Source organism: Ligilactobacillus ceti DSM 22408 (genome assembly GCF_000423245.1).
GTDB classification, from domain to species: Bacteria; Bacillota; Bacilli; order Lactobacillales; family Lactobacillaceae; genus Ligilactobacillus; species Ligilactobacillus ceti.
Map to the genome: position 1 here is coordinate 1 of NZ_AUHP01000018.1, position 26,518 is coordinate 26,518.

Genomic DNA, 26,518 nt, shown 5'->3' on the forward strand with positions numbered 1-26,518 from the left:
TATCCCCCTCTTTTGGGCAGGTTACCCACGTGTTACTCACCCGTCCGCCGCTCAAAGTTTTATCGGTGGATGCAAGCATCCGGTGATAAAACTTCGCGCTCGACTTGCATGTATTAGGCACGCCGCCAGCGTTCGTCCTGAGCCAGGATCAAACTCTCAATTTGAATTTGTGACTCATTATTTTTTACTAGCGAATTGACTTCGCAAATGTTTGTTGCTCTTGTTTAAAACAAGAGACCCTACACATTTGGTTTGTCGAAACTTTGTTCAGTTTTCAAAGATCTACTTTTTAATTAATCGCTCTTGCGAAACGACTTAATTAGTATATCAATTATTTTTGATAATGTCAAGAACTTTTTAAAATGTTTTTGAATAAAAATTCATCTTATTTATAAAACATTCGTTCAAACGACAATAATTAAATTATACACGGTTGTTTTATGAATGTCAACAAAAATTATTAATTAATTTTCATGACCACTGCGCTAAGCAGTAACAACGTTATCTACTATACTGAGTTTCATAGTATTCGTCAACCCTTTTTCAAAAGTTTTTCAAACTTTTTCACGAATGTGAACAAATTGTTTTCATAAACTTTTTTCATTCGTCTTTATTCGTTTTTTTATACATTTAACCAAGATCGCCAAATAATAATTCGTTTTTATTTCTAACGGTTTCTATGACACCTTTGAACTTAAAAATGCTAAACTAAAGATAAAGAATCATTTTAATGTAGAAAGAAGTGATTAATATGAAAGAAAATAATATTTCTCCGCGAAAAAGAATTTACGAAATTACCGAAATCATCCGTCGCCACGATGCAATTACTAATTTCGTAAAACAAACTAATCCTGCTGAATTCCGATGTGCATTAGAAGAACTTGGCCCTACATTCATAAAAATCGGGCAACTCCTTTCCACCCGCCCCGATTTAGTTTCACCAGCTTATATGGCAGAACTAGCAAAACTCCAAGATAACGTCAGAATTGATGATTTTGCAACTGTTTCACAAACCTTTTTCACACAAACAGGACATACGATTGAAGAATCATTTTTATCATTCGAAGAAAAGCCCTTCGCTTCAGCATCAATCGGCCAAACACACCGGGCAACTTTACACGATGGCACTCAGGTTGTAGTGAAAGTTCAACACCCAAATATCCCTGAAATCATCACAACCGATTTAGAACTTTTACAAAAAGCGGTGAAACTCGCACAATTAACTGCGAATTTAACTAATATGGTTGTCGATCCGAAAGCAACTTTCACCGAAATCAAAACTGCTTTAAATACAGAAATTGATACTCAAATTGAAATTACCAATGGAATTGAATTTTATGAGTTGAATAACAACCAAGATATCATCCGTGTTCCGCAAGTTTTTCCTGAATTATCAACTAATAAAATTCTCGTTAATAGCTACATGCCGGGAGAAAGCATCAAAAAACTTTGTCATGAACCACTGAGTGAAAATCCGGATGTGGCCAAAAAACAACAAGCACAACGAACATATATCGCTAACGTTTTAGTCCAAAACTTCATTAAACAAGTTTTTACCGATCGTTATTTTCACGCTGATCCACATCCCGGGAATATTTTATTCCAACAGTTAACACCTTTGGAACAAGCACAACCAACAATGACAGAAACAAATATTTTCGAGAAAACAACCGATCATACCAATATCAAAATTACATCACAAAAAGAATTACCACCGTTTAGAATTATTTATTTAGATTTTGGTATGATGGGACGCCTGTCCAAAGAAATTACCACAAAAATTTCAAATGTTATTCTCGCACTGTACGAACAAGACTTAGCCCAAATCGGACAAGCAGTTCTTTCTTTATGTAATCAAACAGGACCTGTCAATCGATCTCAATTCTTCGCTGAATTAGATGAATTTTTACAACCTTATCTAAATACCGGTATTTCAGAAATTGACTTTGCACAACTATTATTCGAAATCGTTCATTTATGTCAACGAAATAATTTACAAGTCAAACCTGAAGTTACTTTATTAATCAAAGCTTTCGGTTCCATTGAAAATACTGTCGCTGCTTTAGATCCCAATTTATCCTTAATGGATGTTGTACGTCCTTTTGCACAAAAATATCTCATCGATAAATTTGATTTACAAGCCGATTTAGAAGATCAAGCACTCGCAACGTATCGTGCTTTGAAAGCTACACCTAAACTCCCTGGGAAAATCAATCAATTCTTAGATAATCTATCTCAAGGTAAAACACAAATGAAATTAACTTTCCCACAACAACCAGCTACTTTGCAATATTTAGAACGAATTATTAATCGTTTAATAACTGCCATTGTCTTAGCGGCTATTATTGTTGGATCATCCTTACTAGTTCAAGGCAGCGTCAACCACCCGACTATTTATAAAATCGGGGTCGCTGGTTATTTAATCGCTGTGATTATTATTGTTATTCTTCTATTAAATGAATTACATTATCGATTGAAAAAACGTTCAAAAAAATGAGGTTGGAAAATTCCAACCTCATTTTTCTTTAAATTAAATTATATTTTTCAAAAGCTTGATACAAACCATCATCCGTAACATCTGCCGTAATATAATCAGCCCGTTCTTTCACTTCCGGATTGCTATTACCCATCGCAATCGCTTGATCGACATAAGAAAATAAATCTAAATCATTCCGACCATCACCAACTGCAATCGTAGTTTTAGGATCAATATTTAAATATTCCACTAACTCTTGTGCACCGTGAGCTTTATTCACGCCAAAAACACCAAAACTTGCGAATAACGGATCTTTAGCTTTACCCCCCCATGATTCTACTAATAAATCAGGAAATTTTTGTCGCGCTTGTTGAAAATCAGCTTGCTCAGACAAAATAAACGTCAAACGATTCACATCATCGCGTTCTAAATCAGTCGTAAATGTTAAATCATGAAATAAATCAGTCACTACCACTTGTTGATCTGTTTTTTGATCACCATGAAAATATTTTTGAAATGCTGGTTGAGCTTTATGTGCAAAATCTGGATGAGCAAAAACTCCTTGATTCGTTTCTAAACAAAAAGTTAAATCATGTGCATTTAACCAAGCAATAATTTGTTGGACCGCCATTAGTTGCAAAGGATGATGAACTATAATTTTATTTTCATACTCCACATAACTTCCATCGCCACCAACAACCCCATCAATCCCTAAAGACATTAAATCAGGTCCAATTTGTTTAGCGCTCCGACCTGTACATAAATATACTTGATTTCCTTTAGCACGCGTTAATTTGATAGCTGTTTTCGCTGATTCTGGTACTTGGTGTTGATAATCACATAACGTTCCATCAACATCTAAAAAAATATGTTTCACCATTAGCTCTTCCCCCACAAATCTTATTCATTACTTTTATCATAACATTTTCCAGCCCTGAATATTAAACTATTCAACTAGACGCTGCTATTTTTGCTATCTGTGTCTTCTCTCGTTATAATGAAGAAAAGATATTATTTAAGGAGATTCTATGAATAGTTATTATGGTCCTTTAATTGTGATTTGCTTAAGCATTGCTTATCCACTCTTAGCTAAATCACATCTGATTCCAGCTTGGTTACCAGTAGAAGCAGAAGCTACCGCCAACGGTTTGGCTATCATGGCGATTGTTTGGTTAAGCTTCTTATTAATGAAACGTCGCAAATAAACAAAAAACCTTAACTCAGTTAGCTATTTTGATAACTAAGTTAAGGTTTTTCTTCTATTTAATCATTAATTGCTTATTTTAATTTTTCATTGACCATTTCAACATGTTTTCTTTGACGTTTTGTGCGATTGTCTAGATATTTTTCTGATGCAATCCGGACAAAACCTAAAACAAACATCCAAATCAAATTATATCCCCACACAACTACAATAGTTGTAATTGAAATCGCAGGCACTAACCAACCGAAGTAACACATCAAAATCGCAACTACTTGTGTCGCCATAATCGACCAGAATAAGATACTGGATGGATATGGTTTTTCAAAGAACCATTTAGATTGACGTGTAATAAATAGTAGTAAGTGACCACCTGCAACTAATTGCAAGAACATAATTGTTTGAAGTTGACCAAAACTTGTGACATGTAACCAACTAAAAGCATCCGGTTGAATCAAAGCATGATGACCCATATATAACAATGCGACTGATTGAATTACCGCAAAGAACCCTAAAATAGTTGAAACAGATAATATTTTCGCCATCTTCCAACGAATTGGCCGCGGACTAACCGATGTATTATCATAAGCAATTGCCATAATTGGAATATCATCTAACAATGACATAATCACGATCATAATCGCTGTTAAAGGTTGGAAATTAAAAATAATTGATGACAAAACAACCAAAAACATAATTGTAATTGTCAAAGCAACCCGATACACCGTGTAACTCGTAATCCGTTCAAAGATTTGTCGTGCTTCTTTAATCGCCGTTTCAATTACTGATAAACCTGGCGCTGTTAAAATCAAATCAGCTGCCCCACGAGCTGCATCAGTTGCATCAGCGACCGCAACCCCACAATCAGCTTGTTTTAAAGCCGGTGCATCATTAACACCATCACCAGTCATCGCAACAATATGACCTCGTTTTTGTAAAACTTTCACAATAGCATATTTATGTTCTGGAAAGACGCGCGCAAAACCATCGGCTCTTTCAATAACTTCCGCTAGTTTTGCTGGCACGTGATCGGGATCCATATCTTTAGGGAAGAATTCAGAAGCGTTTAAAATATTTGTCCCCATACCGAGTTGACGCGCTGTTTCAATCGCAATCGCCGTATCATCACCGGTAATCATCTTCACACTCACACCATTAGCTTGGGCTGCTTTAATTGTTGCAGCAGAATCATCACGAGGAGGATCAAACATTGGTAACACGCCTAGATATTCCCAAGTTTTACCTTCATCTTTTGATTCAGCAACACCTAAAGCCCGATAACCTTTATTAGCTAAATCATCGACTAATTTCATAATCTTATCAGCTTCTGCTTTAGGTGGATGAACTAACTCAACAATAACTTGGGGAGCTCCTTTAGAAACCCAAAGTTGATCACCTTGCGCATTATGCAAACGCCCTTCTGTTCTTTTCGTAATCGGATCAAATGGAATAAACTTATCTAAAGTCCAAGCTTTTAATTTTTCTGGATCTTTTACAGCTGAAATAATCGTTAAATCAATGGCATCTTTATTTTCTAGTTTAGAAGCTAAGGCTCCGGCAATAATACATTCTTGAGCATCATGAGCTTTAATCAAAATCGGTTCATCTAAACTTAATTCATTTTTAGTAAGTGTCCCGGTTTTATCAGAACATAAAATATCAACACCGGCCATTTCTTCAATCGCTGCTAATTTAGAGACGATCGCTTTTTCTTTAGACAATTCAATCGCACCTAAAGCTAAAGTAATTGAAAAGACGGTTGGCATCGCAACTGGAATGGAAGCAACCAATAAAACTAACACAAACTGTAAAATATTTAAGGCTTCGGTCATTCCCCAACCACCGGTAACGAAAATGTCCCGATAAACACGGAAAGCGACCATAATTGTTGCTAAAATCACCGCTACTACAATTAAAAAGTTCCCAATTTGGAACATAGCTTTTTGTGCATGACTTTGAACACCAGCATTTGCTACTAATTTAGCTGTTCGTCCAAAGAATGTTTGTGAGCCTGTGGCAGTCACAACACCTAACATTTCACCTTGTTTCACGACACTTCCAGAATAAGCTTCTGCACCAACGCCTTTCGTCACAGGAAGAGATTCTCCTGTAAGAGCAGCTTGGTCAATCGATACATAATCACCTTCTACTAAACGCATATCAGCAGGAACTATCATCCCCAAACGAATTTTCACAATATCGCCCGGAACTAATTCACTTGCTGGTATTGAAGAAAATTCACCATCACGTAAGACCGTCGCCTCTGGAGCAAGTCCTTGTTTCAATGCTGTTAAAGCACTATTAGCTTTGCGGTCTTGAATCATTTCAATCGTTACATTAAACAATAACAACGCTAAAATAATAATAAAATCATCCCAGTGGCCAATGATTGCCGAAACAAGTGCTGCAGCTTCAATCATATAAGCAATTGGCCCCATAAAATGATGCATTAATTTAGACCAAAATGATTGGACTTTTTCTGTTAAAGCATTTGGACCATATTTTTCCAGTCTTTGAGCTGCTTCTAATTGCGATAACCCTACTTTTGGATCCACAGCTAATGTTTGTAAAACTTCTGGAACAGGTGCTTTTTCTAAATCAATTCCTTGATTTAATTCTTCTTCGTTTTCTTTGGTCGATTCCATATCGATCACTCCTTTCAATTAGTTAGCGAATGACGCTAACCTGTTAAACAAATCCACTATAGTCCCTTTGCTTATGTTTTTCAAAAGAAAACACTTATGATTTTTCGTAAATTTTAATTTAAAAAATTGGGCTTTTTGTTTTTTAAGCAATAACTTAATGTATAATAAATATGAGGTGATAAACATGAAAAAAAGAAACTGGCTACTCTTACTAGGCCTGAGTTTTCTCTTAACTTTTATCGGTGGTTTTCAACAAGTTTTCGCCGGTGAATTTAATATTAAAAAGTACGATGTCAATGTCAACATTACTCAAGATGGTAACCTTGATGTCACGCAACGTGTTACTTATCGTTTCAAAGGTGAAAACAATGGCGTTTTTTATGATTTAGACCGCCGTGGATTAACCGGCGTGAAAAACATTGCCGTAGAAGTGGAACAAGACGGCAAAGTCTACCCTTGGACCTATACTAAAATAGGTACTGCTTCTAACGGGAGTAATGGTGTTTATACTTTAACTGGTGATGATGATTACATCAAATTCAAAGTTTATCATCCAGTCCGCAAACAAACAGTTACATTTATTTACCACTATACTTTATTAGGAGGTATCACCAACTACAAAGATACCGCCGAATTAAACTGGAAAGTAATTGGTTCCAAATGGAATAAACCTCTCCATAACGTTAAAATTGTCATTAATTTACCACAAAAAAATGTCCCGGATTTACAATCTTGGGCACATGGGCCATTAAATGGTTATGTGAAAGTGGAACCTAAAGAAGGTCGTGTTACTTTATCCATCGATCACTTACCAGCTTACACATTTTTAGAAACACATACTATTTTCCCAACATCAGTCACACCGGGAAACCCAATCGTGAAAGATCAAAATCGCAAAGCGGCTATTCAAAAACAAGAAGCCGAATTAGTTAAACAAGCAAATGAAAAACGCGAACGGATAGCTCGTCGCCAAAAAATTACTTCTTATATCGTTTTAGCTGCGTTAGTCATTAATAACATTGCTTTAATTATTTGGATGCGTAAAAATCGTGGTCCTAAAATTAAAAAATTCCCGAAACCAGAACACTCTTTTGATATTCCAAATTATCCACCAGAAGTTTGTTCTAGTATTTTAAGTTATTCAGAACCAGGGAAACGCGACTTTACAGCTTATCTTTTATATTTAGCAGCTCAAAAGAAAATCAAAATCACTGAATTACCAGATGATGATTATCTCTTTACCGCTCTCAATAATTCTGTCTTACAAAGAAAAACATTTCTTTATTATTTATTTACGAAAGTTGGTAATGGGACAGAATTCAAATTATCTGATATCCAAGATCCATCTAGTGATCTCCAAGCTGATCTCGCGCGTTACTATCACAAATGGCAAAAACGGGTCCACCAAGTTCCGAAAAAAGCCAATCTATTTGATTCCAAAGGTAAAGAAAACGGCACGAAAGCTCTCTATTGGTGGTTCGCTACAGTGGTTGCCATGTTCATCGCAACTATGTTTTCTGAGTTTGATATTGTCTTTATTGGACATGTCTTCACTTTTATTACTTTCTTTTTAGTAATCCGTTTCCATCGTCGTCATCTTGGTTACACACAAAAAGGCTTAGAAGAAAAAGCTCAAATCAGTGCTTTCCGTAAAATGTTAAAAGATATCGGACGTTTTGATTTGAAAGAATTTGGTGAAATAATTTTATGGGAAGATATCATGCCATATGCAGTCAGCTTTGGTTGTGCTGAAAAAGTTGTAAAAGCACTCCAAATGAATTTCTCAGATGCAGAATTAAACTCGGCCTTCTCTAATTGTTACTACCCACTTTACTTTAGTAATACCGGCACAAGTTTAGCTATGCTAAGTTTCGCTGATACATTTAATTCAGCACTTGCATCAGCTTTACCTGTTTCTTCATCATCTTCCTCCTCATCTTCTTCTGGTGGATCCGGTGGTTTCTCCGGCGGTTCTTCTGGTGGTTTTGGTGGCGGTTCTGGTGGGGGCGCCTTCTAAAACAATTGTCTAAAACAAATAAAAACCGGCTCGTCATTTACGACGAACCGGTTTTTTTAATACATATTATTTAATCTTTTGCGCTAACAAATCATATAACATTCCGTGTTTCACACCACTCATATCACGACCTAAAGCTTCACCAATCGCAAAAGCATACGCTAAAGCTGTAGCTGGACCTTGGCTCGTAATAATATGTTGGGCTGCATCGACTACAACTAATTCATCTTGATATGTTCCATTAGTAATCTCAGCTTCAATATCAATATTCATTCCCGGATAAACTGTATAACTACTATTATTTAAAATTCCATATCGTGCAAAAGCAATTGGAGCTGCACACATCGCCGCATTCCATTTACCAGCTTGATGTCTTTGCACCATTAATTCAGCTAAATCTTGATCATCACGTAAAGCGTATGATCCATCCATACCTCCTGGGAAAACAACCATATCATAGTCTAAAATCTTTTCATCAACTAAACCATCACATGTCAACGCAATCCCATGTGCTCCATTCACGTTTTCATGATCTAAACCTAACATATCACATTTAATTTCAGCTCGACGCAAAACATCAACAACCGTCAACGCTTCAATTTCTTCACATCCATCGGCTAAAATAACTGCTACTTTTTTCATTAAAAAACCTCCTTGAATTGTTCTTTAGTTTTATTTTATACCTTTTCTTCTAAAAGCTCTATTAATAACAAAAAAAGCTAAGTGGATAACCACCTAGCTTCATTTTTCAACTTAACCTTGTTTTTGTAAAAACTCTAAAACAGCTTGATAATTTGGTTCATGTGATTGTTCGCTAAGTACTTCACGATAAATAATTTCGCCTGCTTTATTGACAACCCACACACTACGCGCATCAACATTTAATTCAGAAATATATAAGTTCATCGCCATCCCGAAAGAATGATTCAAATCACTTAAAAGTTCCATCTTATCAACGCCTTCAGCTGCACACCAAGCTTTTTGTTGGGACACAGTATTAGTGGAAATTGTATAAAATTTTACACCAGCATAATTATCCATTTCTTGATTGAACTTCTTAGTAGAAAGAGAACATACACTTGTAGCTAAATCAGGCACTACACTAATTAAAGTTAAATCACTTAATAAATCTTGGGATGTTACAAGTTGACCATCTTTATTTTCAACGTTGAATTCTGGTAATTTATCACCTTGAACTAAAACTTCACCGTTTGTATGGTTTTCTGCTCCGTGGAAAAATACTTTCATTTGAATCATCCTTTCAAGTTGCTTAATTCATCTTAAAAATATACCTTTCAATGCTTTTTAGCAAATAAGTTGCTCAAAACCTTTTTAGTTAAAAAAACACCCCAAAAAGCTTTGAAAAACTTTTTGAGGTGTGACAGATTTATTTTTGTTTTTTATTAAAACGTGAGCCGATCCCACGACGTAAAACTTGAAAGAAACTCAAAGAATGCAACATCTTTTCACGTGGAATATAAACATTAATCGCCCGTAAAACTTTCTTAGGTTCTTTTGAAGAAAAAGTAAACATTCCATTTTTCTTCGTTTGAATACCATAACGTGGAATCCAACGTCCTTTGAACATAACCGATGCGACAACATAATCGACTTCTTCCCAAGGAATTTGAATAAATTTCCGTGAATCACGTTTATTATAAAATTCAAAAGCATTATCGCCGACCATAATTTCGCCGTACTCATTAATGCCAATAAAAGAAGTTCCTTCCACAACTAAATCTACTTTCGTATTAAGTGATGCTACCATACTTTTATTCCTCCATATCAGCTTTACCTTTATTTTAACAAAAAACAGCTTTGTTGTACTTCAAAGACAACAAAGCTGCTTGCTTAATTTTAAAGAAGTCCGATAACGTGACCAACGATACCAACGATGAATAATCCAAGAATGATAACGATTGGAGAAACTTTCTTCTTCAATAACCACATACAACCTAATGTTAATAATAAGGCTGTTAAACCTGGAATTAAAGCATCCAAGTTAGCTTGTAAAGTTGTAACTTTTTCTGGTGATAATGATAAGCCACTGCTGTATTGTGTAAGAGCTTCTTTAATACCGGCAGCACCTTTTGGAAGTTTATCCCATTCAATATATGCACCTTTAGCTAATTTAGCTTTTGAGACAACTGGGGCAAATTTGATATTTACCCAACGTTCTACCAAGGCACCAAGGACGAACATCCCCATAATAGAAGCACCTTTTGTAACGTCTTGTAATAAACCACCTGTCATATCTTCTGTAATCTTAGAACCTGCGCGGTAACCAAATTCTTGTGTATACCACATGAAGGCCCAACGAATAATATTCCAAGCAACGAAGAAAATGATTGGTCCTAAGATACTACCACCTAAAGCTAAGGAAGCACCTAAAGCACCTAACATTGGACGAATTGTAAACCAGAAAACTGGATCACCAATACCGGCTAAAGGACCCATCATACCAACTTTAACCCCTTGAATTGCAACATCATCAACTGCTGCACCGTTTGCACGGTCTTCTTCTAAGGCTAAAGTAACACCCATGATTGGTGAAGCGATATATGGGTGAGTGTTAAAGAATTCTAAGTGACGTTCTAAAGCTGCAGAACGATCTTCTTTTGATTTGTATAATTTTTTGATAGCTGGAATAATTGCATAGCACCAACCACCATTTTGCATACGTTCATAGTTCCATGAACCTTGAATGAAGGTAGAACGCCAGCAAACTGACAAACGATCTTTTTTGCTTAAAGTAACTTTATTTTCTGTCATTTGTATGTCCTCCTTCTAGTAATCGTTCAAGATATCATCTAATGGGTCACCAGTGTTTGTACCACCGTTGTTACCTGTACCGGAACCTTTAGATAATTTCAAGTAGATTAATGCTAAAGCAACACCAAGTGAACCTAAAGCGATTAATGTTAATTGTGATAAAGCAGCGATTACGAAACCGATAATGAAGAATGGCCATACTTCACGTGTTGCCATCATGTTGATAACCATTGCATACCCAACAGCAACAACCATCCCACCACCGATGGACATACCTTCTGTTAACCAAGCTGGCATTGCATTTAAAGCACCACTAACTTGGCTAGCTGGAATAACTAATAAAGCAGCAGCTGGAATCGCAATACGTAAACCTTGTAAACAGATTGCAACCCATTGCCAGAATTCGATTGTTTTAATTTTACCTTCTTTAGCAGCAGCATCCATAATATGCACGATTGGCACACTAATTGTACGTACTAACATTGTTAAGAATAAACCAGCGACAGCTAATGGAATCGCAATTGCGATCGCAGCACCGATACCTTTAACGCCTTGGCCACCTAAAACTAAAATAATTGCAGATGCAACAGATGCTAAAGCAGCATCAGGAGCAACAGCAGCACCGATATTTGCCCAACCAAGAGCGATTAATTGTAAAGAACCGCCTAAAACGATAGCTTCACCTAAGTGACCTGTTGCAAGACCGATCAATGTACATGCTACTAGTGGTTGGTGGAATTGGAATTCATCTAAGATACCTTCCACCCCTGCTAGGAATGCAACAATGATGACTAAAACCATTGATATAGCAGACATTTTATTACCTCCAAATTTTGTTTAATTTATTTGTTAGCTAATTCTTCTTTAGCTTTTTTCAATAATGGATCAAGTTTACCTTTTGAATCATTTGGAACTTTACGAACATCGAATTGAATGCCCATTTTTTCCATTTCTTCAAATGTTTTTACATCGTCTTCATCCATTGATAATACAGTGTTAATAGCTACTTTCCCTACGGAGTGAGCCATTGAACCAACGTTAACTTCTTTAAGGTCAACGCCACCTTTGATAGCACGTAAGGCATCTTGTGGTGTTTCGAATAATAGTAAAGCTTTTGTATTGCCAAAACGTGGATCTTTAGCAACTTCAATCATTTTATCGATTGGAACAACGTTAGCTTTTACTCCTGGAGGGGCAGCTTGCATGATTAAGTTCTTACGTAATTTATCATGAGCTACATTATCTGAAACAACAATAATTCGGTTTGGTAAAGTTGTCTTTGTCCAAGCTGTTGCAACTTGTCCGTGAAGTAAACGAGAATCAATACGTGCTAACACATATTTAATCTTGCCATCTCCAACAACTGTTCCTGGTGGTAATGCACCTTGTTGTTTTTCTTCTTTTTGAACAGCTTTTTCTTCTTTAGGTTCTAAAGATTCAGGACGTGCTTTCACACCTTCCTTAGCTGTTTTAATAATATGAGCAGCAATGTCATGAGCTGAATCCATGGAGAAGCGTGATGCATAAGCTTCGATCACCATTGGTAAATTCATACCTGCGACAATTGCCCATTTATCTAAATGAGCTTCAATTAAGTTATTAGCTTGGTTAAATGGTGTTCCACCCCAAAGATCGACTAAGAATAAGATTTCATCTTGACTATCGAATGATGCGATAGCAGCTTCCATCTTAGCTCTAACATCGTCTGGACCTTCATTTGGCATTAAAACAACTGATGCAACGTTTTCTTGTTTACCAAAAATCATTTCACCAGATTGGTAGATGCCTTCAGCAAAACCACCATGACTAGCTAGGATAATTCCTACCATAATGTATGTACCTCCTTATAAAGTTAAAATTAAAGGGCTTTCATTTTATTTTACAACTCTCTCTCTTAGCTGAATAAATAAAAATATTTAAGAAATCTTTAAAAAATTGCTATTAAATTGTCTCATTTATTTTTTATGAAAGCCTTTTAACATCCTTAATTATACACGAAAATCCTTACAAATACAAAAACAACGCCTAATTTATACCACTCACAAATCTGCTAAAAGATTACCACTACAAGGGTTAATATAATAACCAATGAATAATTATATACCACTACCTAACGACAAAACTTTTTCAAAATAAATTAGCGGATTTCTCATTTTTTATTTCTCAGATTGATATTCTGGCGTAGAAAGTCGTTCCATAATCCGATGTGGAACAATAATATTTCGTTGCATTTGATAACTTTGTTCTGATTCTTTTTGATCAAGACTCATCGCTAAAGCAGCTGATTCCGTCCCTAAAAAATGCGGAAAGAGTTCTACAGATGTTAATGTTGGGCGCGCCAACTCAGCTAACACAGTATTATCAAATGTAATCAAACCATATTGTTTTTCATTTAAAGACAAAATATCAAAGACTTGTTGCATTCGAATTCCAATCAAATCATTCACAATCACAAAACCATGACAATCGGGATTTTTCTGCATAAAGTGATTAAACAAACGGACATTCAAATCATGATCAGTTACTTGCATTTTCAAACTCATCGCCGGTAAATCATTTTCCTTCATTGCTTTTTGATAGCCACGATAACGTTTAGCCTGAACATGATTATTTAAATCTGTATAAACATAACAAATATTTTGATAACCCTTTTCCAATAAGAATTCAGTCGCTTCTTGACCAACAGCTACATTATCATTATCAACAGAATATAAATCTTGATCATGACAATCTGGAGCAGCCCCCACAACGACATATTTCACTTGAGCTTGTTTTTTCAAATATTCTAAAACTGGATCCTCTTTTTTAGAATACACAAAAATAAACCGTTTCAGTTGTCCGCGCCGGCTTAAGGACTCAACGTTATGAATTACTTCGTCAGTGGTTTTCCCGGTTGCCAAAGAAACAGTATAGCCATGCGCATTACACATACGCACAATTCCTTGCATAATTTGCATATAAAATAAATCTTCATCAGATTCACTTTTCATGACAGGTAAAATTACACCAATTGTATTAACTCGTTTCGAAGCTAAATTCTGAGCCGCAAAATTCGGTGTATAATCAAGTGCTTCCACAGCATCCAAAACTTTTTGTCGCGTCGCTGAATTAATTAAAGAGCTGTTATGTAAGGCTCGTGAAGCAGTTGATGGTGATACTCCCGCTAATTTCGCGACATCTTTTATGGTTGTCATTTCCAATCTCACCTTCTTAGTTATATCTTAATTTGTATAAGTTTAAACTTATTATAACTTGCTGCACGATTCGGTTTCAAGCAATCACACTTTTTCACTGCAATTCTTTAACAAATATTATTTCAATCGCTACCAGTCGTTTTAATAATCAAATTAAATTTAGTTTTACATTTTTAATCTCTTTAAAACAAAAAAGAGTTCTCCGCAACGGAAAACTCTTCTTACATACTATTTTTATTTACGCATTAAACGCATTGAGTTCATAATCGCTAATAAAGCAACACCCACATCTGCGAAGACTGCTTCCCACATTGTCGCAATTCCTAAGGCTGCCAATGTTAAGAAAAGCACTTTAAAACCAATTGCCAAGAAAATATTTTCCCAAACAATTTTCTTCGTTCTTTTGGCAACTTTGATAACTTTCGCAATTGAACTTGGTTCATCGGTCATTAACACAATATCAGCCGCTTCAATGGCAGCATCTGAACCTAAAGCACCCATTGCAACCCCAATATCAGCACGTGCTAAAACTGGTGTATCGTTCAAACCATCCCCAACAAAAATTAATTTTTCATTTGGTTGTAATTCAGCTTCTAATTTTTCAACTTCTTCTAATTTATCTTGTGGTAAAAGTTGTGCTTGATAAGCAGTCAACTCTAATTCATTCGCTACTGTTTGTGCAACAGCTTCATTATCGCCGGTTAACATCACGACTTTTGTAACACCAAGTTGACGTAAGTTTTGAATGGCTGTTTTAGCATCTTCTTTCAAGGTATCAGCAATCGCTAAAGCACCTAAATATTCTTGATCATAAGCCACATGAACCAACGTTACTCCAGCTGGATATTCTGTTTGGGGAACAGTAATTGTTGCTTCAGCTAACAAAGCTTGATTCCCAACTAAAATTTCTTTCCCTTCATAAACACCAGCAACACCTTTTCCGACAATTTCTTTGATTTCGGTCATTTGATATTGTTCTAAATCATCAGCCGGATAACTCGCTACAATTGATTGTGCAATTGGGTGTGGTGAGACTTGTTCGGCAATAGCGGCCATTTTCAACACGTTTTCTTTTGTTTGCACACCATTTGGATAAACACCTACAACAGAAAATTGGCCTTTTGTTAAAGTCCCTGTTTTATCAAAAACCACTGTTTTAACATTATTCAATGCTTCTAAATAATTACTACCTTTAATTAAAGTCCCTACACGTGAAGCTGCACCAATCCCACCAAAGAAACCTAATGGAATGGAAATCACCAAGGCACATGGACAAGAAATAACTAAAAATACTAAAGCACGATAAAGCGCATCATAAAAACTTAACTCTCCGAATAATGGTGGTAAAACAGTCAATAATACTGCTAAACCAACCACAATTGGTGTATAGACTTTCGCAAAACGACGAATAAAGTTTTCTGTGACGGCTTTCTTTTCATTCGCATTTTCAACTAATTCCATAATTTTCGAAACAGTTGATTCACTTAAATCACGAGTAACTTTAATTTCTAAAACACCATTTTGCACAATTGTCCCACTTAAAACTTCATCACCATCTTCAACTAAAGATGGCTTACTTTCACCAGTTAAAGCTGCAGTATCTAAATAAGTTGTCCCACTTAACACAATCCCATCCAAAGGAATCCGTTCTCCGGGATAAACCATAATAACATTATCGACATGCACAGTTTCTGGAGCAACAACTTCCACTTTGTCGCCTATTTTTAAATTCACTTGATCTGGACGTAAATCTAATAATTGCGTAATAGAATCTCTGGAATCATGTACTGCCATATGTTGGAAAAATTCACCAATTTGATAAAACAACATAACCCCTACTGCTTCTGGATATTGGTGAACTACAAAAGCACCAATTGTCGCAATTACCATCAAGAAGTTTTCATCGAACAAATCACCATTTAAACTATTTTCAACAGCTTCTTTTAAAACTGACTTACCAATCACAACATACAAAATAAGATAGAAAACAAGTTCCATCCACATATTATGCCAAGGGATAAAATGACCAACAACTAAAGCCAGAGCTACGATTACAGCTTGGATTAAGAGTTGTTTTTCTGATATTCCTAGTTTGCGCCACTTTTCTTTCATTATTAATTCCACCTTTTTAAATCGTAACTTTTACGGTTTGCTTTTATATATGAGCATATATTCATATTTCTTTTCGCAATTAGTATAACACTTTTTATTTTTTTCAACAAGCTTTTTCAGGCTCTTTGCACCGCAGCGTCTTTTTAGGTAAAATAAGAATTAATAAGCTTGTATTACAATTAAAATCAAGGTGAATATTTTATGAACAATTCTAAATTCCAAATTCCAAATGAAACTGATATTGCGCGCAGCGTTGAAATTTTTAAAGCATTTGGCGATCAAACACGCTATAAAATTTTATCACTTTTATTTTGTCAGACCCTGTCTGTCAACGAAATCGCCCAAGAGATCGGTATTTCACAATCAGCTATCTCACATCAATTAAAAATTTTACGCCAATCACGTCTTGTCAAAGGTACACGTGACGGCCAAAAAATCAAATATAGTTTAGCTGATGAACATATCATTACTATTTTTGAACAAGTTAAAGAACATATCGCTGAAAATTAAATAATAAAAAAGACCTCATTGCAAATAATGAGGTCTTTTTTGATTTAACTTTTATTCTTCAAAATCTTCTTCAGTTGTTGCCCAGTCGCTCCAACCTTTATCCCATGATTTATTCCAAGCTTCTTCTTCTTGTTTTTGTTCTTCATGGATTTGTTTGAATTTATCTTCTGTTAATGTAGCATCTGTTTCTAATTGCACATCATGTTTGCTGATTTGGTGATATTTCTTAATGAAAGCACCTGGTCCGCCACTAAATGTGAATTGATTCATTTTATTTTCAGGATCACGATTCCATGCTAAGAATGCTTCTTCAGATTCCCAAGCATTAATCATTAAATATTCAAATGTACGTTTACGTTTGAAACCAACAATTGTTCTCTTCAAACCAGCTGGACGGTTTTCTTCATTTTCCCAACGTTTTAATAATGAACTAAAAATAATTTGTTCATCTTTATTAATTGTGACATAACGGAATTCAAAGAATGGGCAATCCCAAGCGTGTGTTCCACGGCCGTTATCATAATATGTTTTAAAACGTAAATCAGATGCGAAAACATGGTGTGTATCGAAAACATCTAATAATAAATAACGTCCAGGATTATCTTCACTCTTGAAGTATAATAATTTTTGATCTGGATGTGTGTCGTTAATATATTTAACTGTAGATGCTGGTCCGATTGTTAAACTAAATCTTGATAACATAATAAAGTCCCCTTTTTGTTACTTTTTATTTGAAATAATCTCTTCTTTTTACTCTGCATGCACTTATAGTTTGTTAAACTACATTACAAATATTATTATAACAAAATTTTATTATTTGTCTTGTTTCATTGCTTTTATTATAATCCTAAATTCCAAAAAGCAAAATCTAATGATTAAGTTTTAATTTATCTTAATAATTATTTTTCTCTAAATTCAGCTTCAATTGTACCATCATCAAAATCAGTTGGTTTCGTTACTTCTTTAGTTTGTTTCGGTGGTTTTGGCATAACAATTGCCGCAATCACATATAAAATTAGCCCTGGAAGTGTCCCTGTTGATAAAATCAACACAGCAATCACAATCCGCACAATTGCTTTATCCCAACCAAAATATTCAGCAATTCCGCCACAAACACCTTCAATAATTTTATCATTACTCTTCATTAATTCTTTTTTATCGTTCATCGTAAGTCCTCCTTCATCGATTCAACCCGAGCCACTCCATCAGGTCCCACAATATTAATATCTAAGACATTCTTGGAGATATCTCCCTTATTCATTGTACCATCTTGATGATTCATTTCAGAACCGATTCTTTTTACAGCGTCGTCTTTAGATGTGATTTTCACACCAGCCACATTCACTTGATGAATATGAATCAGACCATCTTCATTGATGATTTGATATCCATTATGAATAACATTATGGTTGAACTGTATTTCATCATGATAACCTTGTAAACTACCACCATTTAAAATAGTTTTTTCAATTTTAATATCATCTTCATTTACATCATTATTATCAGTTATTACCATTTGAGTTAACGTACTATTTTTAATACTGATAAATGCTTTAGGAAAACTAATCTTTCCTTGACTGAAATTAACATTTTCACAAAATAAATTATCTAAGTCATGTCCGGTTAATTTCACTCGCTCAGCTGTAATATTTTTAAACTCCACTCGATTATTACCATATAAACGATTCTCTTCAGGTTGTCCATTGAAATGTAAAGCTAAATTATTTAACTTTGTTTCACGTGGAACAATCACAATAATTTTCGGATCGGCACCCTTCGTAAACATCGCACCGACAAAATCATGTGACTCGTGTTTTCCGGCCACGTCTTGGACAATAGTTACTTGTTTTCGTTGTTGATCAAATGTTACGGTTGGTTGTTCTCTAGTATCACCTAAATATTGAACAGCGGCATGATCACCCGTTTTAATTTCGATATTGCTACCGGCAGTAATATTTAATTTATCAAAATCTCCCACCGCAAAATCTTTTTTCAAAGTCTCTCCTTGCTTCCACATAATTTGCGGACGACCTTTTTTAATCGAAACTGATGCCACTCCATGATTAAGCCAAGCTATTCCGCCAAAAATTAGCGCGATCAATAATAAATACCAGCCCCATTTAAAAACCTTTTTCATTTTTCACACGCTCCTTTAGGCAATCTTTTCTTTACGACGCATTTTTCGATAAATTCCGTTAGTCATCTTACCAATGATTTGCATTAACCACGTAAATATCCAGTAAAAAATTGGTAAAGCAATCATCAATAACGCCACACAACCAATTCCAACACTAAGATAAAATAGACCGACCCAAAAACTTACAAACAACAAATAAATGCCGCTATAAATTCCAAAGGCCGCTACAACAATCACCGCAGCTAAGATCGACACAACCGCAAAAACCGCACTTAACACCATCAGCAGCAAAACAATTACAAAGACAACTAATAAACCACCTATCCCTAAAGTCACTGGAGATGTGATCAACGCTAATAAAACTAACCAAATCATCCGTGTATTATCACGTGGATTCATCTTTTTCGTTTGTTTCATTTCATCTTCTGTTAATTTGATAGAATGATCGGCTAAAATCCGCCGACTTAATTTCCGTGGTGATCCCAGATGTTTTTCAATTTCACTTCGTTTTTGAAAATTAGCATCTGCTAAATACTCTTTATAAAAAGCTAAAGTATCTGCTTGTTCATCTGGAGTTAATCTCCCTAAATAACTCGCAACTTCTGCAATATATTTATCTTGTGCTTCATTCATTTGTTTCGCCTCCTTGCATCTTAATTTTTGCGACATTCGCAAAAACGTCATCTAAACTATTTTTATAATCTGTCCAAACTTTATGAATTCGGAGTAAATGTTTTTGTCCAGCGGGGGTTATATGATAATAGCGGCGATTTCGCCCTTGATAAGCTTCATCATACGTTGTGACATATTCGTTTTTACATAATCTTCTTAAAACTGGATACATGGTTGATTCTGAAATAGATATCGTTTCTTGCACAGCTTGCGTTAATGCATAGCCATAATAATCTTCATCGACTAACAACGCCAAAACTAATCCATCTAACAAATCTGAACTCACGGTAATTTTCATCGTCAACACCCCTTTCTATGTTATTCCACTAACTATATTATACGCCATATAATATAGCAGCGCAAATAACTACACCTTACAATCTTGTCACCTAACACCATCCCCCACCTTAAAAAATGTTAAACTAGATATAGAAAATACTTTCTTTGGAGGTGAAATCATTGGCGAAAATTTTAATCGTAGAAGATGATCCAATTATTAGTCAAAACATGCAACAAGAACTCACCAGCTGGGATCATCAAGTTATCTGCGCCCAAGATTTCGAACATGTCTTAACTACTTTTCAACAAGAACAACCTGATTTAGTCTTACTCGACTTAATGTTACCTTTTCATAATGGTTACTACTGGTGCCAACAAATCCGCGCTATTTCAACAGTTCCCTTAATCTTTTTATCATCACAAAATGATAATATGAACATTGTTTTAGCCATGCAATATGGAGCTGATGATTATATTACCAAGCCGCTCAATTTAACTGTGACTCTCGCTAAAATCAATGCACTCTTACGCCGTACATATGATTTCACTGCGGTCAATGATAATTTAACTTTCGCCACAGTCCAATTAGATTTAGCCCAAGCTAATTTAACTTATCAAAACCAAACAATTCATTTAACGCAAACTGAGTTATTAATTTTAACAGCTCTCTTTCGTTCTCAAGGAGCAATCGTCGCTCGCGAATTAATTATGGAACAATGTTGGCAAGGTAATAATTTTATTGATGATAATACTTTAGCAGTGAACATCACTCGCTTACGTAAAAAATTGCGTGGAATTAATTTAAATGATTTTATCCTGACACAAAAAGGACATGGTTATTATTTAAATCCGGAGGTTAGTTCTCATGTTTAAAAAACAGGTCCCCCTCCTAGTTATTGAAGGTTTAAGTTGTTTAATTTTCGGAATTATTTTCAAATTAGCTCAACTGCCCTGGCAACATTTTATTTTAGGGTGTGAATTAATTTTAATTTTAACCATCTTATATTTAGCTATTGCTTGGTTATTATTTCGCAAACAAGAATCACACAAACAAGTAATTGAACAACTCCAAAATAAAATAACAACCTTACAAACTCAGAATCGCCAAGAACGTGCTGATTTACAAAATTACTTTCTCTTATGGATTCATCAAATCAAAACACCCTTAACAGCCGCACAACTATTATCAAAAGATAATTTAATCTTAAAACAAGAACTCGTTGATATTGAAAACTATACAAATATGGCCTTAAGTTATTTAAAGATTTCCAATCCAGAAGTAGCCTTAACTTTATCAGCGGTTCCGATAGATGACTTATTAAATCCATTATTCAGAAAATATGCTCCTTTATTTATCAGCAAACACCTAACTTTAAATTACGAACCAATCAATAAAACTGTTATTACTGATAGTCAATGGGCCAGCATTTTAATTGAACAGATCCTCTCGAACAGCCTAAAATATACCGAAAACGGGAGTATTACACTTGATTTTGATTCAAAAAAACAAATCTTAACGATTAAAGATACTGGTCGTGGGATTGCTGCGAGTGATTTACCACGAATTTTCGAACGCGGTTTTTCAGGAGTCAATGGTCGTCAAAATCAAAAATCAACCGGGATCGGTTTATTTTTAGCTTCAGAAATAGCACAAAGATTAAATGTCCAATTAAATGTATCTTCTCAACTTAATCAAGGAACCACTATTCAAATTGAATTCCCTTTAACTTATTAAATAAAAAAGCCATTGTCATCAGACAATGGCTTTTTACATCTAATAAACATGAATATTACCGTTACTACCTTCTTCATAGCCAGCATCAACACCACGATCATAAATAGCTTGTTCACTCGGTGTTAACTCAGGTTCAGAATAAGCCGCTGAAGAAGAACTCGCAGCTTTTCTCGAACTAGTAGAGACACTTTCTGCCGTACTTTCTGGTAATGTAGAATTACTTTCAGCAGATGTCACTTCACTGGAATTACTTGAAGAAGTACTTTCGGAAGAACTGTCTTCTGTTTTCTTGTTTTTTGCTTTTTTGCTTTCGGATATTGATTCCGAATATTCACTCTTAAGACTAGACAAATCATATGACCAATAATCTTTATTCATTCGCCACTCTAATTGTTCATAATTATCTTGATTTGATTTTTCTTCTACTAGATGGATTCCTTTCAAAAAAACTCCCCCCACCAAAATGACTACCCAAATAATCAGAATAGGTTTCACAATTCCCACAGGATTCTTATCAGCCATACTTTAACATCTCCTTACATCTAAAATAGCAACATCATTTACCAAAAACCGGAATTTTTCTTAGCTTCAATAGATGACGCCCGTTTACTTTCAGAAATACTATCCTCTTCTTCATCGATTGATCTCATCTCAGCGCGTTCACGGCTCTCTTCATAAGCTTTTTCTTGCCCATGTGCATAGCCCGCATTATAGATTGACTCTTCTCTAGTTTCTTTATATTCAGAAACACTACTTGAAGACCACGTGATTTCACTACTTTCTAAAGAACTACTAGACTCAAATGATGAGCTTTGAGAACTACTCTCTTCCCACCATTCACTATCAACTAAATCACTACTATATGCTTCTTCGTCCGATGTTGTATCTTCTTTTCTGGAGTCAGACGTCGTCGAGCCGAACACAAGTACAAGCGCGACAATAACAATACTAATAAAACAGCCTGCTTGTTCCATTACTACATTAGAATTATCATCCATCTTTTACCTCCTACTAAACTCCCAACTAATACTCAATGCTCATTATAACAAATATTAGTTTAGATAAAAAAATAAATAATAATTTCCAACCTTTCAGCTTTGTAAGCCTAATCACTCATTTGTAATTTTAAATAAAGGCAGATACCTTTGTTTTTCGCTACAATAGAGTTGAAGTTAGATAATACAACAGAAAGAAGGTTCACAACATGCCCTTACTAACCTTAAAAAATATCCAAAAAATCTACGGTTCCAAATTAACACCAAAAATCGAAGCTTTAAAAAATGTTTCATTTACAGTTGAAGAAGGTGAATTCATCGCTATTATGGGGGAATCTGGTTCAGGTAAAAGTACCTTATTAAATTTAATTGCCACCTTAGATACTCCTTCTGCTGGAGAAATCATCTTAAATGAAACACCACTACACGATTTAAAAAGCTCTGATATCTCAGCATTTCGTCGTAATAAATTAGGTTTTGTCTTCCAAGATTTCAACTTATTAAATACTTTTACTAATCGAGATAATATTTATTTACCACTTGTTTTATCAGGTTTTAAACCAAATGAAATGGCGGAGCGACTCACTAAAATCGCCCCAACTCTAGGAATTACAGAAATTTTAGACCGCTATCCTTATGAAAGTTCCGGCGGTCAACAACAACGTGTCGCAATTGCCCGGGCCATCATTACACAACCAGAATTATTATTAGCCGATGAACCAACTGGCGCTTTAGACTCACGTTCTTCTAAAATGATTATGAATCTTTTCCAAACAATCAATCAACAAGGTCAAACAGTTTTAATGGTAACTCACTCCACCAAAGCAGCAGCACATGCAAAACGTGTTTTATTTATTAAAGATGGAATCGTCTTTCATGAAATTTACAAAGGAGATGATAGTTACTTAACTTTTATGGAAAAAATTAATGAAATGCAGATACTACTTGATCAAGGTGGTGTAAATAATGAACTTTAAAATGCGCTGGCAACTTGCTCGCAAAAACCTAATAGCCAACAAAATATTTAATGTTCCTTTTGTTATTTCATCTAGTTTATTATTAGGAATCTTTTATATCTTGCTTTCACTATTGTCTAATGACTACGTACAACATCGCCACCCTGCTTTACCGCAACTCTTGTCACTAGCTGCCATTGTGATTGCCATTCTCAGTGTCATCTTTATCTTTTATGGAAATAATTTCACTATGAAAAACCGCAACCAAGAGCTCGGTCTTTACGGAATCTTAGGTTTAGAGAAAAAACACATTGCCGGAATCTTCTTTTTAGAAAGTTTTATTTTATATATCATCACTTTTTTATGTGCTTTAATAAATGGTTTTATCTTAGGTAAATTATCCTTTTTAACTTTAAATTATCTCGTCAAAGATTATACGAGTTCGTTACAAAATTATTCATTCGACTCTAAAGCAGCTCTGATTACTTTACTATTAACTACTGGTATCTTTATTCTCTTGTTTATAATTACCATTTTCAAAATCGGTTTATCATCACCCATGCAACTCTTCAACAAACAAAAGAGTGGTGAAAAACCACCTAAATCTAACAAACTAATCGGAATTCTCGGTATCATTTTAATCGGGATTGGTTATTTTTTAGCTATTCACCAAAAAGCTTTACCCTTAACACAAAGTAATATCAGCTTATTGATTCGGAACTTTTTTATCGCTGTTCTTTTTGTAATTTCCGGCACATATTTAACTTTCATTTCAGGAAGTATCTTAATCTTGAAAAGCTTCCAAAAACGTAAAAATTATTACTACAAACCTAAGAACTTCTTGTTCATTAATGGTATGTTAAAAAGAATGAGCTCTAACGCGATTGGTTTAGCTAGTATTACTGTACTGTCAACTGGGATTATTCTGAGTTTAGTCACACCTTTAACGGCTGCTATGGGGTTAACTCAAATAACTAAAGAAGCCATGGCTCGTGACTATAGTGCGTCTTTACACGTTCCTTTAAATCAAAAAATCGCTTCAACACAAGAATTCGAAAAATTAACAGACAAACTCAAACAACAAGTGCTCGCTGTTTATCCAAAGCCATCAGACATTAAAAACATGAATTTAAATGTCTCTACAATGATTCCGGGAAATTTCAAAGACAATAAATTTATAACGATTGATCCAACTAACTTAGATAACATTTCATACTTCATCATCGAAACAGTTGATCAAACGAATGCACTTTATCATGATAATCATAAATTAAAAGCCAATGAAATTATGGTTGCATCTAATCATATTAGTGCACAGCGTTTCTTCTCCAAAAAACAAAAAGTTGAATTTATGGGTCAAAAATTTACTGCCTTACCCTTAGGTCATCTAGTCGCTAATCAAGACGCTCTCAATGCTTATCGGATTATCGTACCGAATTGGGAAACTTTGGTTAAAGCAGCAAATTACTATAATAACTATCAAGAATCCAAAAATGACGAATCACGTGCTTTAGCATCGGCCGAAATTTCTTTAAATTGGGACTCTAAACTTAATCTCGAACAAAATTCACACTATCTCAGTTTGATTAGTGATCATACAATCGACCAACAACCTATTATCACAACTACTACAATTGATATCAAAAACTCAATTTACGAAATGAATGGCGGAATTATATTTATTGGATTGTTAATTGGTATCTCTTTATTAGTTGGTAATATCTTGATTATTGTTTATAAACAATTCTCAGAAGGATTTGAAGATCGCGCAGATTTCAAAATCATGAAAAACGTGGGCTTAACACCACAACTAATTAACCAAACAAGTCGCAAACAGATCTTATGGTTATTCTTCTTACCTTTAATCATTGCCAGCATCCATGCTCTAGCATCATCAAACATTATCTTTATGTTATTGCATCTTTTCGGTGTTAATGATTTCTTTAATTTAATGCAGAATTTCGGAATTGTGATGGCAAGTTTCACTGTAATTTATATTCTAGTGTTTGCTATCACTTCAAAACTCTATGTCAAAATTGTGAAATAATATGAATAAGCTTATCCAATAACGGGTAAGCTTATTTTTTTGCAAAAAAATAGAGCTGATGACTTTCATCATCAACTCTATCTTGTTATTTAGTCACGACGTAATCGTCTGAAACCAAAACCAAATGTCATACTTACAGCAGTCATAATTAAACCGATTAAACTTGTAATTCCAGTATCAGAATCACCTGTTGGTGGAATAATTTGTTTATCTGTAACGTTAATTGTATTACCATCAACTTTTACAGAATCACCTGTTACTTTTAAGTTAGTAATCTTTCCGTTTTTATCAACAGTAAATGTGAAATCTGTAACTACTTTATAACCTTTAGGAGCTGTTACTTCATGGAACTTGTATGTTCCAGGACGAACAGTTAATTCATGAGCTGTCTTAGTTGACACCCAATCACCAATGACTTTTCCGTTTACATCAGTCACAACAATATGTGCACCTGCTAATGGTTTACCACCAAAACCAAGTTTACTGATTTTAACTTCTTTGCCAGCTGGTTTGTGAGTATTTGTTACGTTAAAGCCTTCAATACTTGTTGTATAGTCTTTAACTTTGTCTTCACTAATTGTGTAGACAATCTTCTTACCATCTTTATTAACTGGTAAGTTTGTAAAGCTATATTTCCACTTATCTTTAGCTGTTACTGTGACATGTTTTACTTCATCTTTACCATCATACAAGCGAATTGTAATTTCTGTTGGACGTAGTCCATCTTGGTTATTATTATCTTTCCAAGTTTTCTTACCTTCTACTTGTGT

General features: G+C 34.8%; 26 protein-coding genes and 1 rRNA gene. 8 read left to right on the forward strand and 19 right to left on the reverse strand.

Translation table 11 applies throughout. The features are described from left to right. Window positions 1-164 (reverse strand): 16S ribosomal RNA (locus tag G540_RS0102655); the annotation flags it as partial. A 587-nt stretch (window positions 165-751) separates the two neighbouring features. Between G540_RS0102655 and G540_RS0102660 the strand changes: the two genes are divergently transcribed. Continuing rightward, entirely contained in the window at window positions 752-2,497 is a 1,746-nt protein-coding gene (locus tag G540_RS0102660; protein WP_027106762.1) for an ABC1 kinase family protein, read from the forward strand. A 28-nt stretch (window positions 2,498-2,525) separates the two neighbouring features. On the opposite strand, the gene G540_RS0102665 is transcribed toward G540_RS0102660, so the two are convergent. After that, complete coding sequence (locus tag G540_RS0102665) at window positions 2,526-3,356, reverse strand: HAD family hydrolase (protein WP_027106763.1); 831 nt, start codon at window positions 3,354-3,356, stop codon at window positions 2,526-2,528. 148 nt (window positions 3,357-3,504) lie between these two features. Between G540_RS0102665 and G540_RS07390 the strand changes: the two genes are divergently transcribed. Next, entirely contained in the window at window positions 3,505-3,681 is a 177-nt protein-coding gene (locus G540_RS07390; protein WP_155885130.1) for a hypothetical protein, read from the forward strand. Between the two features lie 73 nt (window positions 3,682-3,754). On the opposite strand, the gene G540_RS0102675 is transcribed toward G540_RS07390, so the two are convergent. Next, window positions 3,755-6,322, reverse strand: a complete 2,568-nt coding sequence (locus G540_RS0102675; protein ID WP_035463574.1) for a plasma-membrane proton-efflux P-type ATPase — start codon at window positions 6,320-6,322, stop codon at window positions 3,755-3,757. 184 nt (window positions 6,323-6,506) lie between these two features. Here G540_RS0102675 and G540_RS0102680 point away from each other — a divergent pair, with 184 nt between their 5' ends. Then, a complete protein-coding gene (locus G540_RS0102680) occupies window positions 6,507-8,339 on the forward strand; it encodes a DUF2207 domain-containing protein (protein ID WP_027106765.1) in 1,833 nt (610 codons plus the stop codon). Window positions 8,340-8,405: 66 nt separating this feature from the next. Here the strand turns inward: G540_RS0102680 and G540_RS0102685 are convergent, their stop codons facing one another. From G540_RS0102685 to G540_RS0102720, 8 genes are all read right to left on the reverse strand, one after another. After that, window positions 8,406-8,981: a DJ-1 family glyoxalase III gene (locus G540_RS0102685; RefSeq protein WP_027106766.1), complete on the reverse strand. Its 576-nt coding sequence runs from the start codon at window positions 8,979-8,981 to the stop codon at window positions 8,406-8,408. Window positions 8,982-9,092: 111 nt separating this feature from the next. After that, entirely contained in the window at window positions 9,093-9,587 is a 495-nt protein-coding gene (locus G540_RS0102690) for a thiol peroxidase (RefSeq protein WP_027106767.1), read from the reverse strand. Between the two features lie 139 nt (window positions 9,588-9,726). Then, window positions 9,727-10,107, reverse strand: a complete 381-nt coding sequence (locus G540_RS0102695) for a DUF956 family protein (protein ID WP_027106768.1) — start codon at window positions 10,105-10,107, stop codon at window positions 9,727-9,729. An 89-nt stretch (window positions 10,108-10,196) separates the two neighbouring features. Further along, window positions 10,197-11,111, reverse strand: a complete 915-nt coding sequence (locus G540_RS0102700) for a PTS system mannose/fructose/sorbose family transporter subunit IID (protein WP_027106769.1) — start codon at window positions 11,109-11,111, stop codon at window positions 10,197-10,199. A gap of 15 nt (window positions 11,112-11,126) precedes the next feature. Then, window positions 11,127-11,927 carry a PTS mannose/fructose/sorbose transporter subunit IIC gene (locus G540_RS0102705; protein WP_027106770.1) on the reverse strand — a complete coding sequence of 267 codons (801 nt, stop codon included), beginning with the start codon at window positions 11,925-11,927 and terminating at the stop codon, window positions 11,127-11,129. A 26-nt stretch (window positions 11,928-11,953) separates the two neighbouring features. Beyond that, complete coding sequence (locus G540_RS0102710; protein WP_027106771.1) at window positions 11,954-12,940, reverse strand: PTS sugar transporter subunit IIB; 987 nt, start codon at window positions 12,938-12,940, stop codon at window positions 11,954-11,956. 327 nt (window positions 12,941-13,267) lie between these two features. Beyond that, on the reverse strand, window positions 13,268-14,305 hold the full coding sequence (locus tag G540_RS0102715) for a LacI family DNA-binding transcriptional regulator (RefSeq protein WP_027106772.1): 1,038 nt from the start codon (window positions 14,303-14,305) through the stop codon (window positions 13,268-13,270). A gap of 234 nt (window positions 14,306-14,539) precedes the next feature. Beyond that, window positions 14,540-16,417, reverse strand: a complete 1,878-nt coding sequence (locus G540_RS0102720) for a heavy metal translocating P-type ATPase (protein ID WP_027106773.1) — start codon at window positions 16,415-16,417, stop codon at window positions 14,540-14,542. Window positions 16,418-16,618: 201 nt separating this feature from the next. Between G540_RS0102720 and G540_RS0102725 the strand changes: the two genes are divergently transcribed. Then, window positions 16,619-16,927, forward strand: coding sequence for an ArsR/SmtB family transcription factor (locus tag G540_RS0102725; RefSeq protein WP_027106774.1), 309 nt, complete (start codon window positions 16,619-16,621; stop codon window positions 16,925-16,927). A 51-nt stretch (window positions 16,928-16,978) separates the two neighbouring features. On the opposite strand, the gene G540_RS0102730 is transcribed toward G540_RS0102725, so the two are convergent. The 5 genes from G540_RS0102730 to G540_RS0102750 form a co-directional block, all read right to left on the reverse strand. After that, window positions 16,979-17,629: a hypothetical protein gene (locus tag G540_RS0102730; RefSeq protein WP_027106775.1), complete on the reverse strand. Its 651-nt coding sequence runs from the start codon at window positions 17,627-17,629 to the stop codon at window positions 16,979-16,981. 197 nt (window positions 17,630-17,826) lie between these two features. After that, the gene (locus tag G540_RS0102735) at window positions 17,827-18,093 is read right to left on the reverse strand and encodes a PspC domain-containing protein (protein WP_027106776.1); all 267 of its coding nucleotides are present in this window, start codon (window positions 18,091-18,093) and stop codon (window positions 17,827-17,829) included. Beyond that, the gene (locus tag G540_RS0102740; RefSeq protein ID WP_027106777.1) at window positions 18,090-19,064 is read right to left on the reverse strand and encodes a DUF4097 family beta strand repeat-containing protein; all 975 of its coding nucleotides are present in this window, start codon (window positions 19,062-19,064) and stop codon (window positions 18,090-18,092) included. Before G540_RS0102740 ends, G540_RS0102735 begins: the two co-directional genes overlap by 4 nt. A gap of 15 nt (window positions 19,065-19,079) precedes the next feature. After that, window positions 19,080-19,697, reverse strand: coding sequence for a DUF1700 domain-containing protein (locus G540_RS0102745; RefSeq protein WP_027106778.1), 618 nt, complete (start codon window positions 19,695-19,697; stop codon window positions 19,080-19,082). After that, window positions 19,690-20,034, reverse strand: a complete 345-nt coding sequence (locus G540_RS0102750) for a PadR family transcriptional regulator (protein ID WP_027106779.1) — start codon at window positions 20,032-20,034, stop codon at window positions 19,690-19,692. The genes G540_RS0102745 and G540_RS0102750 overlap by 8 nt, the downstream gene beginning before the upstream one ends. A 161-nt stretch (window positions 20,035-20,195) precedes the next feature. Between G540_RS0102750 and G540_RS0102755 the strand changes: the two genes are divergently transcribed. Both G540_RS0102755 and G540_RS0102760 read left to right on the forward strand, forming a co-directional pair. Continuing rightward, window positions 20,196-20,888, forward strand: a complete 693-nt coding sequence (locus G540_RS0102755; protein WP_027106780.1) for a response regulator transcription factor — start codon at window positions 20,196-20,198, stop codon at window positions 20,886-20,888. Then, on the forward strand, window positions 20,881-21,750 hold the full coding sequence (locus G540_RS0102760) for a sensor histidine kinase (RefSeq protein WP_027106781.1): 870 nt from the start codon (window positions 20,881-20,883) through the stop codon (window positions 21,748-21,750). The genes G540_RS0102755 and G540_RS0102760 overlap by 8 nt, the downstream gene beginning before the upstream one ends. A 39-nt stretch (window positions 21,751-21,789) precedes the next feature. On the opposite strand, the gene G540_RS0102765 is transcribed toward G540_RS0102760, so the two are convergent. Beyond that, a complete protein-coding gene (locus tag G540_RS0102765; RefSeq protein ID WP_152973829.1) occupies window positions 21,790-22,194 on the reverse strand; it encodes a hypothetical protein in 405 nt (134 codons plus the stop codon). Between the two features lie 116 nt (window positions 22,195-22,310). After that, a complete protein-coding gene (locus G540_RS0102770; RefSeq protein WP_027106783.1) occupies window positions 22,311-22,748 on the reverse strand; it encodes a hypothetical protein in 438 nt (145 codons plus the stop codon). Between the two features lie 206 nt (window positions 22,749-22,954). On the opposite strand from G540_RS0102770, the gene G540_RS0102775 reads away from it, so the two are divergent. Further along, the gene (locus tag G540_RS0102775) at window positions 22,955-23,722 is read left to right on the forward strand and encodes an ABC transporter ATP-binding protein (RefSeq protein ID WP_027106784.1); all 768 of its coding nucleotides are present in this window, start codon (window positions 22,955-22,957) and stop codon (window positions 23,720-23,722) included. After that, window positions 23,712-25,748 carry an ABC transporter permease gene (locus G540_RS0102780; protein ID WP_027106785.1) on the forward strand — a complete coding sequence of 679 codons (2,037 nt, stop codon included), beginning with the start codon at window positions 23,712-23,714 and terminating at the stop codon, window positions 25,746-25,748. The genes G540_RS0102775 and G540_RS0102780 overlap by 11 nt, the downstream gene beginning before the upstream one ends. 89 nt (window positions 25,749-25,837) lie before the next feature. Here G540_RS0102780 and G540_RS0102785 read toward each other — a convergent pair. Then, on the reverse strand, window positions 25,838-26,518 hold a 681-nt coding region (locus tag G540_RS0102785; RefSeq protein WP_027106786.1), incomplete at its 5' end, for a Cna B-type domain-containing protein.

Bases quoted from the DNA above. Each gene is read 5' to 3' on its own strand.
- G540_RS0102660 (WP_027106762.1), top strand. From the start codon at position 752: ATGAAAGAAAATAATATTTCTCCGCGAAAAAGAATTTACGAAATTACC.
- G540_RS0102665 (WP_027106763.1), bottom strand. From the start codon at position 3,356: ATGGTGAAACATATTTTTTTAGATGTTGATGGAACGTTATGTGATTAT.
- G540_RS07390 (WP_155885130.1), top strand. From the start codon at position 3,505: ATGAATAGTTATTATGGTCCTTTAATTGTGATTTGCTTAAGCATTGCT.
- G540_RS0102675 (WP_035463574.1), bottom strand. From the start codon at position 6,322: ATGGAATCGACCAAAGAAAACGAAGAAGAATTAAATCAAGGAATTGAT.
- G540_RS0102680 (WP_027106765.1), top strand. From the start codon at position 6,507: ATGAAAAAAAGAAACTGGCTACTCTTACTAGGCCTGAGTTTTCTCTTA.
- G540_RS0102685 (WP_027106766.1), bottom strand. From the start codon at position 8,981: ATGAAAAAAGTAGCAGTTATTTTAGCCGATGGATGTGAAGAAATTGAA.
- G540_RS0102690 (WP_027106767.1), bottom strand. From the start codon at position 9,587: ATGAAAGTATTTTTCCACGGAGCAGAAAACCATACAAACGGTGAAGTT.
- G540_RS0102695 (WP_027106768.1), bottom strand. From the start codon at position 10,107: ATGGTAGCATCACTTAATACGAAAGTAGATTTAGTTGTGGAAGGAACT.
- G540_RS0102700 (WP_027106769.1), bottom strand. From the start codon at position 11,111: ATGACAGAAAATAAAGTTACTTTAAGCAAAAAAGATCGTTTGTCAGTT.
- G540_RS0102705 (WP_027106770.1), bottom strand. From the start codon at position 11,927: ATGTCTGCTATATCAATGGTTTTAGTCATCATTGTTGCATTCCTAGCA.
- G540_RS0102710 (WP_027106771.1), bottom strand. From the start codon at position 12,940: ATGGTAGGAATTATCCTAGCTAGTCATGGTGGTTTTGCTGAAGGCATC.
- G540_RS0102715 (WP_027106772.1), bottom strand. From the start codon at position 14,305: ATGACAACCATAAAAGATGTCGCGAAATTAGCGGGAGTATCACCATCA.
- G540_RS0102720 (WP_027106773.1), bottom strand. From the start codon at position 16,417: ATGAAAGAAAAGTGGCGCAAACTAGGAATATCAGAAAAACAACTCTTA.
- G540_RS0102725 (WP_027106774.1), top strand. From the start codon at position 16,619: ATGAACAATTCTAAATTCCAAATTCCAAATGAAACTGATATTGCGCGC.
- G540_RS0102730 (WP_027106775.1), bottom strand. From the start codon at position 17,629: ATGTTATCAAGATTTAGTTTAACAATCGGACCAGCATCTACAGTTAAA.
- G540_RS0102735 (WP_027106776.1), bottom strand. From the start codon at position 18,093: ATGAACGATAAAAAAGAATTAATGAAGAGTAATGATAAAATTATTGAA.
- G540_RS0102740 (WP_027106777.1), bottom strand. From the start codon at position 19,064: ATGAAAAAGGTTTTTAAATGGGGCTGGTATTTATTATTGATCGCGCTA.
- G540_RS0102745 (WP_027106778.1), bottom strand. From the start codon at position 19,697: ATGAATGAAGCACAAGATAAATATATTGCAGAAGTTGCGAGTTATTTA.
- G540_RS0102750 (WP_027106779.1), bottom strand. From the start codon at position 20,034: ATGAAAATTACCGTGAGTTCAGATTTGTTAGATGGATTAGTTTTGGCG.
- G540_RS0102760 (WP_027106781.1), top strand. From the start codon at position 20,881: ATGTTTAAAAAACAGGTCCCCCTCCTAGTTATTGAAGGTTTAAGTTGT.
- G540_RS0102770 (WP_027106783.1), bottom strand. From the start codon at position 22,748: ATGGATGATAATTCTAATGTAGTAATGGAACAAGCAGGCTGTTTTATT.
- G540_RS0102775 (WP_027106784.1), top strand. From the start codon at position 22,955: ATGCCCTTACTAACCTTAAAAAATATCCAAAAAATCTACGGTTCCAAA.
- G540_RS0102780 (WP_027106785.1), top strand. From the start codon at position 23,712: ATGAACTTTAAAATGCGCTGGCAACTTGCTCGCAAAAACCTAATAGCC.